14 protein-coding genes are annotated in these 15,252 nt (G+C 38.7%); 10 read left to right on the top strand and 4 right to left on the bottom strand.

Translation table 11 applies throughout. From position 1 onward, the window contains the following. The first annotated feature begins 63 nt into the window (after positions 1–63). From typA to treC, 3 genes are all read left to right on the top strand, one after another. A complete protein-coding gene (typA, locus tag M3210_RS09295; protein WP_251513681.1) occupies positions 64–1,878 on the top strand; it encodes a translational GTPase TypA in 1,815 nt (604 codons plus the stop codon). Between the two features lie 187 nt (positions 1,879–2,065). Further along, positions 2,066–3,997, top strand: coding sequence for a PTS system trehalose-specific EIIBC component (gene treP / locus M3210_RS09290; RefSeq protein WP_251513678.1), 1,932 nt, complete (start codon positions 2,066–2,068; stop codon positions 3,995–3,997). A gap of 18 nt (positions 3,998–4,015) precedes the next feature. After that, positions 4,016–5,683, top strand: a complete 1,668-nt coding sequence (gene treC, locus M3210_RS09285) for an alpha,alpha-phosphotrehalase (protein WP_251513674.1) — start codon at positions 4,016–4,018, stop codon at positions 5,681–5,683. Positions 5,684–5,737: 54 nt separating this feature from the next. Here the strand turns inward: treC and M3210_RS09280 are convergent, their stop codons facing one another. Beyond that, positions 5,738–5,929 (bottom strand): hypothetical protein, encoded by a 192-nt coding sequence (locus M3210_RS09280; protein ID WP_251513671.1) that lies wholly within the window; start codon positions 5,927–5,929, stop codon positions 5,738–5,740. A gap of 277 nt (positions 5,930–6,206) precedes the next feature. Between M3210_RS09280 and M3210_RS09275 the strand changes: the two genes are divergently transcribed. The 3 genes from M3210_RS09275 to M3210_RS09265 all read left to right on the top strand — a co-directional run bounded on the left by M3210_RS09275 (position 6,207) and on the right by M3210_RS09265 (position 8,682). Continuing rightward, entirely contained in the window at positions 6,207–7,382 is a 1,176-nt protein-coding gene (locus M3210_RS09275) for a CapA family protein (protein ID WP_251513667.1), read from the top strand. Positions 7,383–7,500: 118 nt separating this feature from the next. Beyond that, positions 7,501–8,313: a DUF368 domain-containing protein gene (locus tag M3210_RS09270; protein WP_251513664.1), complete on the top strand. Its 813-nt coding sequence runs from the start codon at positions 7,501–7,503 to the stop codon at positions 8,311–8,313. A gap of 48 nt (positions 8,314–8,361) precedes the next feature. Continuing rightward, positions 8,362–8,682: a thioredoxin family protein gene (locus M3210_RS09265; RefSeq protein ID WP_251513661.1), complete on the top strand. Its 321-nt coding sequence runs from the start codon at positions 8,362–8,364 to the stop codon at positions 8,680–8,682. Between the two features lie 443 nt (positions 8,683–9,125). Here the strand turns inward: M3210_RS09265 and M3210_RS09260 are convergent, their stop codons facing one another. Together M3210_RS09260 and M3210_RS09255 are read right to left on the bottom strand one after the other, a co-directional pair. Beyond that, positions 9,126–10,349, bottom strand: a complete 1,224-nt coding sequence (locus M3210_RS09260) for a serpin family protein (protein WP_251513657.1) — start codon at positions 10,347–10,349, stop codon at positions 9,126–9,128. Positions 10,350–10,417: 68 nt separating this feature from the next. Further along, positions 10,418–11,044, bottom strand: a complete 627-nt coding sequence (locus M3210_RS09255) for a VOC family protein (protein WP_251513654.1) — start codon at positions 11,042–11,044, stop codon at positions 10,418–10,420. Positions 11,045–11,156: 112 nt separating this feature from the next. Here M3210_RS09255 and M3210_RS09250 point away from each other — a divergent pair, with 112 nt between their 5' ends. Then, positions 11,157–11,849, top strand: a complete 693-nt coding sequence (locus M3210_RS09250; RefSeq protein ID WP_251513651.1) for a response regulator transcription factor — start codon at positions 11,157–11,159, stop codon at positions 11,847–11,849. Between the two features lie 125 nt (positions 11,850–11,974). After that, the gene (locus M3210_RS09245) at positions 11,975–13,213 is read left to right on the top strand and encodes a sensor histidine kinase (RefSeq protein WP_251513647.1); all 1,239 of its coding nucleotides are present in this window, start codon (positions 11,975–11,977) and stop codon (positions 13,211–13,213) included. A 44-nt stretch (positions 13,214–13,257) separates the two neighbouring features. Here the strand turns inward: M3210_RS09245 and M3210_RS09240 are convergent, their stop codons facing one another. Next, a complete protein-coding gene (locus M3210_RS09240) occupies positions 13,258–13,602 on the bottom strand; it encodes a DUF6176 family protein (protein WP_251513643.1) in 345 nt (114 codons plus the stop codon). Between the two features lie 162 nt (positions 13,603–13,764). On the opposite strand from M3210_RS09240, the gene M3210_RS09235 reads away from it, so the two are divergent. Together M3210_RS09235 and M3210_RS09230 are read left to right on the top strand one after the other, a co-directional pair. Continuing rightward, positions 13,765–14,130 carry a PepSY domain-containing protein gene (locus tag M3210_RS09235; RefSeq protein WP_251513639.1) on the top strand — a complete coding sequence of 122 codons (366 nt, stop codon included), beginning with the start codon at positions 13,765–13,767 and terminating at the stop codon, positions 14,128–14,130. 124 nt (positions 14,131–14,254) lie between these two features. After that, positions 14,255–15,094, top strand: coding sequence for a PepSY domain-containing protein (locus M3210_RS09230; RefSeq protein WP_251513635.1), 840 nt, complete (start codon positions 14,255–14,257; stop codon positions 15,092–15,094). The last annotated feature ends 158 nt before the right edge of the window (positions 15,095–15,252 follow it).

Here is a 15,252-nt window from a genome sequence, read left to right as displayed (position 1 = left end):
GGGGAAAATATTATGGTATAATTATGGCTTGACTTATCCCTAATAATGAGGAGCGTAAAATTTATGCGAAGAGAAGACATACGTAATATTGCGATTATTGCACACGTTGATCATGGGAAAACGACAATGGTTGATCAGCTGTTAAAATACTCAGGGACTTTCCGAGAGAACGAAAATGTGCACGACCGTGCGATGGACTCTGGTGATATTGAGCGTGAACGTGGTATTACTATTTTAGCCAAGAATACAGCGGTAAAATATAAAGATGCAACAATTAATATACTTGATACACCGGGGCACGCGGACTTCGGTGGTGAAGTGGAACGGATTATGAAAATGGTGGACGGTGTAGCACTTGTTGTCGATGCTTATGAAGGAACAATGCCTCAGACAAGATTCGTATTGAAGAAGGCTTTGGAACAAAAATTACGTCCTATCGTTGTATTGAATAAAGTCGATCGACCGAATGCAAGGCCGGAAGAAGTGGTCGATGAAGTACTTGATTTATTTATCGAGTTAGGTGCGGATGATGACCAATTAGAGTTTCCGGTAGTATATGCCTCTGCCCTCAACGGTACTTCAGGTTTAACACCGGATGACCAACAGGAGACAATGGATCCTATTTTTGAAATGATTATGAAGCATATCCCTGCTCCAATAGATAATCGTGATGAACCTCTTCAATTCCAAGTGACATTGCTTGATTATAATGACTATGTTGGAAGAATTGGTGTAGGTCGGGTTGCGAGAGGAAAAATTCATGTCGGTCAGCAAGTGGTTGTAATAAAGAAAGATGGGACTCAAAAGAATTTCCGTATTACGAAGCTATTTGGCTTCCTCGGATTAAAACGAATTGAAATTGATGAGGCTCATGCTGGAGAGATTGTTGCTGTATCTGGCTTAGAGGACCTTAATATTGGGGAAACGGTTTGTCCAAAAGAACATCCAGAAGCACTTCCTTGGCTGCGAATTGATGAACCAACACTTCGAATGACATTTCTTGTAAACAATAGCCCATTTGCAGGTAAAGAAGGAAAGTATATCACTTCAAGGAAAATTGAAGAGCGTCTTATGAAGGAATTGGAAACGGACGTCAGTCTGCGAGTAGATCCAACTGACTCTCCGGATGCGTGGGTCGTCTCTGGACGTGGTGAGCTACACTTATCGATTTTAATTGAAAATATGCGCAGAGAAGGTTATGAATTACAGCTTTCGAAGCCAGAAGTCATCATTAAAGAAATCGATGGAGTAAAATGTGAGCCGATAGAAAGAGTACAGGTTGATATTCCAGAAGAGTATACCGGAGCGATAATGGAGTCACTTGGGGCAAGAAAAGGTGAAATGCTCGATATGGTGAACTTTGGGAATGGACAAGTTCGGATTGAGTTTAAAGTTCCATCCCGTGGGCTACTTGGTTATACGACTGAATTTATGTCACAAACAAGCGGCTATGGAATCCTGAACCACACATTTGAAGCTTACGAGCCGATCGTGAAAGGACAAGTTGGCGGCAGACGTCAAGGAGTTCTCGTTGCGTTGGAAAAAGGTAAAGTATCTACCTATAGTATTCTGCACCTTGAAGATCGAGGAACTATTTTTGTTGATCCAGGTCTGGAAGTATACGCTGGTATGATTATTGGGGAACATAACCGGGATAACGATCTGACGGTTAATATTACGAAAGAGAAACATTTGACCAACATTCGTTCAGCGAACAAGGACAATACAACAACAATCCGTAAATCGAGAAGAATGTCTCTTGAAGAAGCTCTCCAATACTTGAACGATGATGAGTATTGTGAAGTGACTCCTGAATCAGTCCGTTTACGGAAGAAAATCTTGAACAAGAACGAAAGAGAAAAAGCAGCAAAAAAATAAATAAATGCTATCCAATACGTTAAAAAAACCATATGGGAGACTCATATGGTTTTTTTTGATATATTATATTAGGCGCCAAGTGTTTATTTCAGGTGTCTGAAGGAAAATGCTATAGGGAATATAACTTCACACACACCAAAGATACTACATAGTCTTACAGACTGAATTATTGAAGGAGGTTTATCCTATGGGAGATAAAATTTTTGCACCCTTAACAGGAAGGGTTGTCCCCTTAGAAGAGGTACCAGATCCTACGTTTTCTGGAAAAATGATGGGGGATGGTATTGCGGTTGACCCAACCATTGGTGAAGTAAGGGCTCCATTTCATGCTACTGTTATTTTGGCATTCCCAACCAAGCATGCCATTGGTTTGAAAACAGACTCAGGCTTGGAAATCTTAATTCATGTTGGACTGGAGACCGTGAATTTAAATGGAGAAGGATTTGAAGTTCATGTTTCACAAGGTGACGAGGTCAAGCAAGGTGACAAATTAATCAGCTTCGACTTGGATTTCATTGCCGAAAAAGCGGCAAGTACGATTACGCCTATCATTATCACAAATGGTGATATGGTCTCTAAGTTGGAAAAAACGTCTGAAGCGGAAGTGACAGCTGGAGAATCCCTGTTATTGACAGCGACATTGAATCAAGGAGAATCAGATCAAAATTCGAATTCTGCTTCAGAAGAAAAGAGTACAAGTGATCAGCCTTATAGTAAGGAAGCGAAGGCAATTGTACAAGCGGTTGGTGGCGAGGATAACATTCGAGCGGCTACCCACTGTGTGACCCGTCTGCGGTTCGCTTTGGCTGACGATGATAAGGTAGATAAAGAGGCGCTGGAAAAGATGGATATTGTAAAAGGTGTCTTTTCAGCGAATGGTCAATATCAAGTTGTTATCGGGCAAGGTACTGTCGATAAAGTATATCAGTCCATGGTTAATGAAACCGATATCAGCGAAGCGACAAAAGAGGATGTAAAAGCTGCGAGTGGCCAAAAGCAAAATGCATTGCAGCGCGGAATTAAAGTCTTGGCAGATATCTTTATCCCGATATTGCCAGCGATTATCACTGCCGGTCTATTGATGGGGATCAACAATATCTTAGCGAACCCTGGCATTTTTGGTAAGGACTCGCTTCCGGTTATCGAGATGTATCCACAATGGGCAGGCCTTGCTGATATGATCCATATCATTGCCAATACTGCGTTCACCTTCTTGCCTGCTTTAATCGGTTGGTCTGCAGTAAAACGCTTTGGCGGAAATCCGTTATTTGGTGTCGTCATTGGACTTGTCATGGTTCATCCGGACCTGTTGAATGCATGGGCATATGGGGAAGCGCTTGAAAAAGGTGAAGTACCGACATGGAATCTATTCGGATTGGAAATCAATAAAATCGGTTATCAAGGCCAAGTTCTGCCTGTTTTATTCGCTTCTTGGATATTAGCCAAGTTGGAACTAGCCTTGAGGAAAAGAGTGCCGGACTCACTTCAATTACTGATTGTTGCTCCAGTAGCTATCTTGGTCACAGGATTCCTGACATTCCTGTTCATTGGCCCGATCACATTTACAATTGGAAACTGGATTACAGATGCGCTTGTTGCAACCTTCAATGCTGTACCACTTATCGGTGGACTAATTTATGGGGCGATTTATGCACCGCTCGTTATTACAGGAATGCATCATACTTTCCTGGCAGTAGACTTACAATTGATTGGTTCGACGGGATCTACATTCCTATGGCCGATATTGGCATTATCCAATATCGCACAGGGGGCAGCAGCCTTTGCAATGATGGTCGTTGCAAAAGAGGAAAAATTAAAAGGATTATCAGGAACTTCGGGAGTTTCTGCTTGGCTGGGAATCACTGAACCGGCAATGTTCGGGGTAAACTTACCATATCGTTATCCATTCTTTGCAGCAATTATTGGTTCTGCAATTGCCGGGGCATTCATCACCCTCCAAAGTGTACAGGCAACTTCAATTGGAATCGGTGGTCTGCCAGGTATTCTTTCAATCATTCCAGGAGGATGGATAAGCTTCTTGATCGGTATGGCAATTGTAATTGTAGTACCGTTTGTATTGACTTACTTAATCGCTAAACGGAAAATGAATACGAATTAAGATTGGAGTAGTGATACGATGCACGAACCTTGGTGGAAAAAATCGGTCGTTTATCAAATTTACCCGAAAAGCTTTATGGATACCACGGGAAAAGGTACAGGTGATTTACAAGGAATCCGCAAAAAATTGGATTACTTGCAAAAGCTTGGGGTCGATGTCTTATGGTTAACACCAGTATACCAATCTCCTCAAAAAGATAATGGATATGACATCAGTGATTATTATTCCATTGATCCTTTATATGGAACGATGGATGATTTTGATGAACTGCTGCATGATACACATCAGCGGGGGATGAAATTGATTATGGATTTGGTTGTGAATCACACCTCGACCGACCATGAATGGTTTAAGAAATCCCGGACTTCAAAGGACAATCCATACCGTGATTTCTATATTTGGAAAGACCCGATTGACGGGAGAGAGCCGAATCAATGGCAATCGAAGTTTGGTGGTAATGCATGGGAATGGGATGAAGCAACTGGACAGTACTATTTGCATCTATTCGATAAGACTCAGGCGGATTTGAACTGGGAAAATCCAGAGGTAAGGGAAAAAGTATTTGAATTGATGCGTTTCTGGGCGGAAAAAGGGATTGATGGTTTCCGATTGGATGTAATCAACCTCATTTCCAAAAAGCAAGACTTCCAGGATGATCCAGATCCTAAAGGGGATGGACGCAGTCAATATACAGATGGTCCACGTATTCATGAGTATTTGCATATGATGAACCAAGAGGTATTTTCAGAATACGATATGCTTACAGTAGGAGAAATGTCGTCTACAACTTTAGATAATTGTGTCCGTTATACCCAACCTGAGCGTCAGGAGCTGTCTATGACGTTCAACTTCCATCATATGAAAGTCGATTATCCGAACGGAGAGAAATGGACGTATGCTCCTTTTGATTTCCTTGAATTGAAGCAAATTCTGTCTGATTGGCAAATCGGTATGCATGAAGGTGGAGGTTGGAATGCATTATTCTGGTGTAACCATGATCAACCACGAGTCGTATCACGCTTCGGTTCAGAAGGAGAATATCGGGAATTATCAGCGAAAATGCTGGCTACAACCTTGCATTTTCTAAAAGGAACTCCGTACATTTACCAAGGTGAAGAGATTGGGATGACGAACCCTAATTTCTCATCTATCGAAGATTATCGTGATGTGGAATCACTGAATGCGTATCATATCTTGCAGGAAAAAGGCTTGTCTGAACCTGAAATTATGAAGATTTTAATGCAAAAGTCTAGAGATAATGCAAGAACTCCGATGCAATGGTCAGCTGATGAGCATGCAGGATTTACAGCTGGGAATCCGTGGATAAATGTAGCGGATAATTATAAAAAGATTAATGTGGAAGAGGCTCTTGCTGATGAGGATTCTGTATTCTATCATTATAAAAAATTGATTGAGCTACGGAAGCAGTATGACATCATCACATACGGCGACTACGAGCCGCTGTTCCTTGAACATCCACAGGTCTTTGCGTATTCCCGTAATTGGCAGGATGAACGAATCCTTGTCGTAAGTAACTTTTTTGAAGAAGAGGTAACAGTCGATCTTCAAGTTGATAAACAATTTGCCAATCCTAAACTGTTACTATCGAATTATAATGATTCTAGTGAGAGATTGGAGCAATTAAAACTTCGTCCCTATGAATCAGTTGTTTATTATATTAAGTAATAAATAAACCCGAGAGAAGCACATGCCTTCGCTCGGGTTTTTCGTCCTGATCCATTAACGCTGATTGGTTTTCGTTTTCTTTTTTTCTTCATTAGGAATATATTTTGTGAAATAAGCAGCGAGTATCAATAATATAAATGCAATCCCCCATGCTGCAATTCCACCCCAGTAAATATCCATCATGTTTCCAACGATGATAATGACTGCGCTTATTCCAATTAAAATGCCGGACAAATAACGTTTCACAACGATTCCTCCATCACCTCTAACACGTTTTGTGGGCTTCATTTAAGTCTTTCCAAAAAAACAAGGGTATAAACTTCAGTAAAACATACATGGAATGAAGTTTCGTTTTATCTCTATCTGTTATTATACTATAACCAGTTTTGTCCAGTGTACCATTATGCGTGTAAAGTTTCTTTAAAGTTTGTTAATTTTAAGAATCTATTGAGCGAATGATTTATTAGCAGTAAAATAATATTAGTCGTGCAGAGAACAAAAGGGAAGAGATGGGGAAGAAGACATGAAAAAGCTCACTGTATTTCACGTTTCGCTTGTTTTTTGTTTCATTAGTTTGCTGACTTCTTGCGGGACGTCAACTACAGAATTGATAGGTACCGATGAATCAGTCGTAATAAAGGAAAATCGTATAGTCGAAAAAGCATCAATCCCCGTGCGGTCAGTGAAAGAAATCACTATATCTTCCATAGGCGATGTTTTGATTCATCAACCAGTATATATTGATGCGTGGACAGGAAGTGGTTATAACTTTACCCCTATGCTGGAGAAGGTAAAACCTTATTTAAGTGCGGCAACAATTACGATTGCAAATCAAGAGTCGATGATTGGGGGAGAGGAGTTTGGCTTATCTTCTTATCCGACATTCAATAGCCCAGTGGAAATAGGAGCTGCTTTGAAAGAGGTTGGTGTGAACGCAGTTAACTTGGCAAACAACCATACGTTAGATCGTGGGGAAGCTGTTATCCAGCAAGCCATTCGCCATTGGGAGCAACTTGGTATAACATACGTCGGTGCTTACAAAGATGAAGAGGATTGCCAAGACTTACGTATCATTGAAACAGATGAAGGCATTTCAGTAGCTTTACTAGCTTATACATACGGAACAAATGGCATACCAGTGCCTAAAGGTAAGGATTATTTGGTGAACATAATCGATAAAGCAAATATGGAAGAAGAGATTGCCAGAGCAAAGGAAGCAGCCGATGTTATTATAATGAGTCTACATTTCGGTAATGAATATGAGCGGTTACCGAATGACTTTCAAAAATCCCTTGTACAATTCGCAGCAGATCAGGGTGTACATGCAGTGATTGGGCATCACCCTCATGTATTACAGCCTGCTGACTGGATAGAAGGTGAGGAAGGAAATGAGACTCTTGTCATTTATAGTCTAGGAAATTTTCTATCTAATCAACAAACTCTTTATCAGCGTATTGGAGGAATCTTTACTTTCACCGTAAAGAAAACAACATTTGGTGATAAGGAAGAGATTGAAATCCATTCACCTACTCTGTTGCCAACATATGTAAAATTTCGTTCAAATTGGTCCGATTATGAAGTCGTACCGATGTATACGTTAAGTAATGAAGAGTTGGCTGGAGCTTCTAATCATTACAGTGAAATCAAGAAGCATATGTCACAATGGATGCCGGAACTGCAGTTTTTAGAAGGGGAATAAATGAAGCGATCAGTAGTGATGCTGGTCGCTTCATTTAGTTTCCTGTATGCATGTCCCACTTTTTTTGATATGATGTAAAATGGACTTTGAAATAAACATACATAAGGAGATTAATCTAATGGAATGGAAGAATTTATATCGGGGAATGATAATGGGTGCAGTAGATGTAATCCCCGGCATTAGTGGAGGCACTATAGCTTTATTACTTGGAATTTACGAACGTTTAATCGAAGCAATCAATGGTTTCTTTAGTAAAAATTGGAAAAAACAGTTAGGCTTTCTAGTGCCGCTAGGTGTTGGAATGGTCACAGCCATTTTTTTATTGGCTAGTTTGATAGAATGGTTGTTTATTAATTATCCTACTCCAACCTTATTCTTTTTTCTTGGGTTAATTCTTGGGGTTTTACCTTATTTATTATATAAAGCAAATGCAAAAAATACTTTTGGTATAAAACATATCTTCTTTATGATTGCAGGAATAATTCTAATTGTTGCAATTGGTTTTCTAAGTACAGGAGATGGCGAGATTATCACCAACATTACCCCTTCTACTTATCTTCTTTTATTCGTGGCTGGGTTTATTGGCAGTAGTGCAATGATTATTCCTGGAATCAGTGGTTCATTTATGATGCTTGTTCTTGGTGTATATCCAACTGTTATTGCCGCAATAAGTAATTTTCAATTTGATATTATTATTGTTACAGGTCTTGGTATAGCAATCGGATTTGTCATTATGAGCCGGGTTATTGGGTATTGCTTGAAAAATTATTTTTCATTGACGTTTGCCGCTACAATCGGTCTTGTATTAGGTTCTGTATTCGTTATATTTCCTGGAATACCAGGGTCTGCTGGATTAATTGTATTAAGTATCGTGACTTTCTTGGCTGGATTACTAACAGCCTATATTCTTGGACGAATTGAATACAAATAGTATAATATAGAGAAAATTATACTATTGTTCTATAAAAGGAGAATTTACATGGAGCTAATCGAAACACAAGCGGAATTTGACAAAGTAATCCAAAGTGAAAATCCAGTGATCATTAAATTCTTTGCTAACTGGTGTCCAGACTGCAGAGTGTTTGATATGTTCTCTGACCAAGTCATCCCAAAGTTTAAGAATTATAATTGGTATGAAGTAAATGTAGATCAAATTGAAGGGATTGCCCAGAAGTACGATGTCATGGGAATTCCAAGTGTATTGATTTTCCAAAACGGCGAAAAGCTCGCCCATCAACATAGTGCTTATACAAAATCACCAGAAGAAGTAACGGAATTCTTAGAGCAGCAATTAGGTTAATAGTGAAATTAGTGGGTAAGGTCATCGGAGGGTGACTTTACCCACTATTTTTTTACATTTCCATGCACAATAATAAGTTTAGACTCTATAAAGATACAAATGAAACAACAATGATTCTGTTCATGTCCTTAGAAGTAGTGTAGGAACACGAATGACATAAAATTGGTGCTGTTTCATGTCCTTAGAAGTAGTGTAGGGACACGAATGACATAAAATTGGTGCTGTTTCATGTCCTTAGAAGTAGTCTAGGAACACGAATGACACAGAATTAATGCTGTTCGTGTCCTTAGAAGTAGTATAAGGACACGAATGAAACAAGTTGGTACTGTTTCGTGTCCTTAGAAGATGCATAGGCATCAAATCAAATTGGATCAAGCTTGTTTCCTTTAAATGTTCTTATCCTATTTAAATTAACGTCAAAAGCTTCTATGAAATACATTATCTCACTTACTACGTGCTGGAGGTTCAGTAATTTTTCCGGTAAACAGAATAGCATCAGTCTGTTCGTCTATAATGACAAGAAAGAACGGCCGGTTGATTTCCATTACAGAAGGGCCATTACCAGGCATGGATGTAGTACTCATTTCCACGGAGGTAGCCCCCGCAGCTTCTGTTCCTTCTTCATCAACGAGGAGGAATGTTTTTTGCTTGATTTCACTTATATAGACTTCATCCGTTTCTTTCACGAGTTTGGAGAAATTTGCATGTTCATTAAAAGCAGTCGTCATTCCTAAGTCCTCAAGTGCTTCGTTTAGTGTTGCTTCAAACTCCACTTCGAAGGCTGGAAGCATCACTTGCACATCTTCTTTTTGAAAGTCGTGTTGCCAGCTTTCCCATTTTTCTAATGTGAATTTTTCATCAAAGTCATCGATCCCCTCTTTAGGCAGGAAAATTTGCATACTCATTTGCCCATCTCCGTAAGGCAAGACAATACCCTGAAAATCCGATTGTTCTAGATAGTCGAATTGTTCTACCTGCATCATCATTTCCACTTCTTTTGTGGAATTATCTAGAAGATGAAACTCACTTGTATGAGTCGAATTTGAATCAAACGCATGCTGCCAAGCTGCATCGAGGTAAATGGCATTAATCAAAAACGTAACAATCTCTGGATCCAATGGGCCTTCGACGATTTCCTCAATCCGTCCTTCTGTATTCTCCTTCACCCAATTATTGATCAAGTCAGTTGTAGAGGGATCAGCTATATCGACTTCACTTATTTCAGCTTCATAGAATTCATTCATACTATCCTGAAAATCTCTTTGAAATTGGAACTCATCATTTAGCCAAATTGAATTGGCTATTTGAAGTGTAATTCCGGATTTTTCGTTCATCAACTGTTGATAAAAGCTCTGATTGGACTGGTTCAGTTGATTTACTTCCTTGAATCCAAGTAGTTCATCCATTTCACTTTTAGTTTCTCCATCCGCCCCATTATAAACGAGTGATAATGCGATATAGAGACTGGCAGGGGAGAGGAAGACATTATCCGCTGTATCATTGGATATCTCGGCTAAAAGATCAAATGCCAACTGATTGTTTGCATGTACTAATGTGTTGACTTCGCCCTCTACATGATCCCTTTCATCCTCTTCGTTCTCAACATTGGATGTAGCGCATGCAGCAAGTATGCTAACTAATAGAATGACCATTACTATTTTCTGCATCCTATCCCATCCTTTCCATCTTTGACTGATTTCTTCATTAGACGTCAAAAGATGAAAATGGTTTCAACTTATCTTATTTCAAAATCAAGCTGTGAGCTTGTAGTAAATTGTAAATGTCCATTTTCCAGTTCAATCTGATTCTCTTCACTCTTTAAACGGAATACTTCAAGATAAATTGTCGGACTGCCAGGAAGTTCGATGTTGCTTAAGCTCTTAGTATTAATATTCGTCTTATCTTCCGGAAGATTGATTCCCGAACCCCATTCAATAAGGAAAGGGAGTGGTTCCTTTCCATCGGGAAATAACATCCGCCAGGTTAAGAGCTGACCTTCAGCTGTTTTTCTTGAACCGGGGAAGGGTCCATGAAAATGGATACTCTTTTCAGCAAATAAATTTAGGTAGTTATCCATGTCATTTGTCCGTAACGCATAGGTAACTAAGCCGGTATTTCCTTTCTCTAAAAAAGATATCGTTTGTTGAATGAGCGGATTGTCACTTTTACTTGCCAAATCTCGATCAAACACTCCAAGCCATTCGATGTAACTATTATTCTCAAAGAAAGCCAGATAATTATATGTACCCCATTTTTCATGCTTCCCTCCCTGAAGAACAGTTACGCCATGTTTATCAGCAAACTGTTGGGCATCTTCTTCCGGATTCTGTGATGCAATGACAAGATGGTCTATCGCTAACATATACTTCTCTCCCTTTCTAAAATGAAGATTTTTCCTTATCGTCATCATAAGCTTTTACTAGTATAATAGAAAGTGAATTGTGCTTAAAATATATTGGCAGGTGTAAATAAACATGACAAGCCCAAAAATTTTAATTGTAGAAGATGAACAGAAGCTTAGCCGGGTACTCCAGCTAGAGCTAGAATATGAAAATTATGAAACAGAAGTAGCGGATAATGGAAAGGATGCTCTTCGTATGATGGAAGAGCAGGAATGGGACCTCGTCCTTTTGGATATTATGATTCCAGAATTAAGCGGGCTTGAAGTACTTCGCCGAGTCCGACGTATCGATGAGGATACACCGATTGTATTACTGACTGCAAGAGATGAAGTGCATGATAAAGTAAGTGGACTGGATTTGGGAGCGAATGATTATATTACAAAACCGTTCCAGATTGAAGAATTATTAGCGAGGATCCGTGTACATTTACGGAGGCCAAAACCGAAGAAAGAAAGTGATAACGGTCTTCAGGTCGGTGACCTTGCAGTTAATATCAGTTCCAGGGAAGTAACTAGGGGTGACCAGCAAATCGAGCTCACTCCTCGTGAATTTGACTTGCTCGTATGTCTATTAAAAAATAAAAATATCGTGTTGACTCGTGAACAGTTGATTGAACAAGTTTGGGGATACGATTATTATGGCGATACGAATGTCGTCGATGTATATATTCGTTATTTACGCCAAAAGATAGATAAAGGTTTTGACGTGCCTTATATTCAAACGGTGCGTGGAGTAGGTTATACAATAAAGGATTTGGAACAATGAAACTTAAAACGAAGATTCAGCTTTTTTCCAGCATTTTCATACTTATTATGCTCGTCTTGGTAAATACCTCAATTTACTTTCTTTTTTATCAAAATGCCACAAAAAGCCAATTGGTGGAGTTATCTTTGCAAACAGAAGTACTGGTGGGACGCCTATCTAACGCTACGACAGCTGAAGAGGCTGGAGAAGTAATTAAAGCATTCCTTCCAGCAAATGGGATGGCAAAGGTATTTTCGAACGAAGGCAAGGCACTTGAATTTAAACTTACTGGAGAAGCTTATAAAACCTTGGAAGGTGCATTTCAAGCCGAGGAATCACGGGAAATCATCAGACCTGAACGTGGAGTTCATGTTGCGGTCATTACAAAACCGATTATTTGGTATGACGGCAGTATCGTTACATTGCAAATATCGGATAACTTAGTGGAATTGGCTGATACGATGACTATTTTATTTTACGTGTTAGTTATTGCTTCTATCATATTCCTAATTCCAACTTTAATTGGCAGTACTGTGTTAAGTCGATTTTTACTCAATCCGATTGAAAAGCTGACGAATACAATGAAAGAAAATATTAGAGATAGAAAATGGAATAAAATTGAACATCGGAATCATTCCAGAGATGAATTATATGAAATGGAAGTCACCTTTAATGAAATGATTGATCAACTGAAAACCAATTATGAAAAACAAGAGGACTTTGTATCGAATGCTTCCCATGAATTGAAAACGCCGATCCAAATTGTAAAAAGTTATGCACAGCTTATGGAAAGACGCGGCATGGATAATCCAGAACTTCTGCAAGAATCAATTCAAGCGATTGATTCAGAGGCTGACCGCATGAAGAAATTGGTGGAACAGCTTCTCGCTTTGGCGAAAAATAAAAAAAATGTTGTCCATAAAGAGGTAGAGTTTCATCAATTGGTCGAACATTCCATTGTAACTTTCAAACAAGCATATGGTAGAGAAATTGAATTCCATAAGAATATAGAATCAATCTATGTAATGGGAAGTGCGGAGCAGCTGGAGCAGATCATCTATATACTTATTGATAATGCCCTCAAATATAGTAAGGAAAAAATCGTCGTCAGCCTGTTTACCTATAACGGTGAAGTGATCTTCTCTGTCCAGGATTTTGGTAATGGAATCTCAGAGGAGGAACAGGAACGGATATTTGAGCGATTTTATCGTGTGGACAAGGCAAGAAGCAGAGAGACAGGTGGTACGGGATTAGGTCTTTCCATTGCCCTTACAATTGCTGAGGAACACAACGGAAAACTTACAGTTGAAAGTACCGAGGGTGAAGGCTCCACATTTACTTTAGTTTTGCCGATTTTAAAAAAGAAAAGTCAACCAACTGAATAATCAAAGGCTGTATTATAGAACCCCCGAATCATTCGGGGGTTGTTTTACTTCATGCTGTTTTTAACTTTTTCAGGGATCATTACAACTTCAGTTATAAGATCAACTGGCTCATATGTTTCATCTATACATTCTCTCCAAAACTCGAGATGCTTTTTATCAATCCAGTGATCAGACTCTTCCACTTCTTGTCCGCCTTCCCCTTTAATGGAATACCAGTACAAAAACTCTTCGCCATTTATAAGTTCTCTAAAAATAGTTTCTACATACATTTTTTCACCATCTAAAGTGACCAGAACATCCTCCATATTATCATTCAAAAACTTCAGCCAGGCATCCACACGTGCCGATTTCCCCTCTTTTACTTTAAACCTTGTCAATTCTACATTCATCTTTCTTTACCTCCCCTGTAAATGAAAGCTGTATTTTAATCGTATCACACCTTATCTTTCAATACTTTAACTGGTTTCTCATTGTTTTCTAATCTGACTCACAGCCTCTTTTCATGAAACGTGGTTATGATAAATATAGAAGTTGACGAGGAGGAAATAAAAATGAAAAAGAAAACAGGTTTAATAATAGCTGCCCTAGCTCTGGCATTGATTCTTGGATTTTCTGCTTTTCAATCGAATGCGGATTCAGTAGGATCCATTATACCTACAGGTGAAGTAAAAGGAACAAAACAAGAGAAGACGAACCAATATGAAGATGCACTTTCGGTGGAGGAGGTAAAACAAATAGCACTTCAAAAGTTCGACGGGAAAGTCACCGATATTGAATTGGATGAAGATGATGGTAGACTTATTTATGAGATGGAATTGAAAAATGAGAAGCAAGAAGCAGATATTGATATTGATGCTGTAACTGGTGAAATTGTTGAGTTCGATATCGATGAAGATGACGATCATTGGGACGATTAATGAGATTTCTCATCAAATTCTAATCTAATTCACATGTTACTTTCATTCAACTAAGGTAAATTAAAAGTATAGAGAAGCAAAATTACTTTTTTAAAATAGATAATATGACATAGGAGGAGTAAAGATGAACAAAAAAATAATGATGGCATTAGGTGCAATGGCGATTGCAGCATTTTTAGGCTTAATCTTTAGTCAAAACTTATCCGTTTCCGCAGGTCCAGATTTAACTCGTGATGAGATAGAACAAAAAGTAAAGGCTCAATATCCAGGAAAAATCACCGAATTAGAGTTAGATAATAAAGGAAAAGATCCCGTCTATGAAGTGGAAATTGAAATTGAAGGAAAAGAGTATGAGTTAGCAATTGATGGCAATACTGGCGAAGTATTAAAACTTGATGAGAAATTAACTGCAAAAACAGAAGAAAATAAAGCGAAAGAAAAGCAAGAAAAAGAAGTAGCTAAAAAAGACGAAGAGAAATCATTAGATATTAAAGAAAAAACCGACGGTCAAGCAGATGACAAAAAAGAAACGAAAAAGGTAGAAGAGAAAAATACTGAAACGAAGCCAGCAGAAAATAAAACTGCAACAGCTCCTAAACAAGAGGTAAACAAGAAAGAAAACCAAACAAACGAAGCTACAAATAAACAAACTGCAAAGGCATCTGAATCAAAAGCTCAAGCTCCTAAAACGGAGAAAAAGCAAGAGACAAAAGCGCCAGCTAAAGAAACGAAAAAAGAATCAAAGAAGTCAACCATCAGTAAAGAAGAAGCAATTCAAATTGCTCTCAAACAATTCTCTGGTACAGTGGAAGACGTAGAACTCGATAAAGACGATGGCCGTCTCATCTACGAAATTGAAATTGAGAGCTCCCGTGGGGAAGCTGACATTGAAATTGATGCATATACTGGAAAAGTCTTGGTCGTGGATATTGATTTAGAAGATGATGACGACGATGACGATTGATTAAAATAAGATCAAATCAAAGTACGATTTAGGGAGTGTAAAATAAACTGTGTAAGTGAGAGAGCGTACGGCTCTTGCTTCGCAGTTTATTTTTTTATTGTTAGAATAAACATATAAGATTGGGAGGTTATTCTATTGACTAAGTCAAAGCGAGATCA

This window comes from Oceanobacillus luteolus (assembly GCF_023715655.1).
GTDB lineage: Bacteria > Bacillota > Bacilli > Bacillales > Amphibacillaceae > Oceanobacillus > Oceanobacillus luteolus.
Note: the sequence above shows the minus strand (reverse complement) of the source record. Positions and strands in the feature narration are given on the sequence as shown.

What these genes read in the sequence shown, in the direction of transcription:
- typA (WP_251513681.1), top strand. Translation starts at nt 64, where the DNA reads ATGCGAAGAGAAGACATACGTAATATTGCGATTATTGCACACGTTGAT.
- treP (WP_251513678.1), top strand. Translation starts at nt 2,066, where the DNA reads ATGGGAGATAAAATTTTTGCACCCTTAACAGGAAGGGTTGTCCCCTTA.
- treC (WP_251513674.1), top strand. Translation starts at nt 4,016, where the DNA reads ATGCACGAACCTTGGTGGAAAAAATCGGTCGTTTATCAAATTTACCCG.
- M3210_RS09275 (WP_251513667.1), top strand. Translation starts at nt 6,207, where the DNA reads ATGAAAAAGCTCACTGTATTTCACGTTTCGCTTGTTTTTTGTTTCATT.
- M3210_RS09270 (WP_251513664.1), top strand. Translation starts at nt 7,501, where the DNA reads ATGGAATGGAAGAATTTATATCGGGGAATGATAATGGGTGCAGTAGAT.
- M3210_RS09265 (WP_251513661.1), top strand. Translation starts at nt 8,362, where the DNA reads ATGGAGCTAATCGAAACACAAGCGGAATTTGACAAAGTAATCCAAAGT.
- M3210_RS09260 (WP_251513657.1), bottom strand. Translation starts at nt 10,349, where the DNA reads ATGCAGAAAATAGTAATGGTCATTCTATTAGTTAGCATACTTGCTGCA.
- M3210_RS09255 (WP_251513654.1), bottom strand. Translation starts at nt 11,044, where the DNA reads ATGTTAGCGATAGACCATCTTGTCATTGCATCACAGAATCCGGAAGAA.
- M3210_RS09250 (WP_251513651.1), top strand. Translation starts at nt 11,157, where the DNA reads ATGACAAGCCCAAAAATTTTAATTGTAGAAGATGAACAGAAGCTTAGC.
- M3210_RS09240 (WP_251513643.1), bottom strand. Translation starts at nt 13,602, where the DNA reads ATGAATGTAGAATTGACAAGGTTTAAAGTAAAAGAGGGGAAATCGGCA.
- M3210_RS09235 (WP_251513639.1), top strand. Translation starts at nt 13,765, where the DNA reads ATGAAAAAGAAAACAGGTTTAATAATAGCTGCCCTAGCTCTGGCATTG.
- M3210_RS09230 (WP_251513635.1), top strand. Translation starts at nt 14,255, where the DNA reads ATGAACAAAAAAATAATGATGGCATTAGGTGCAATGGCGATTGCAGCA.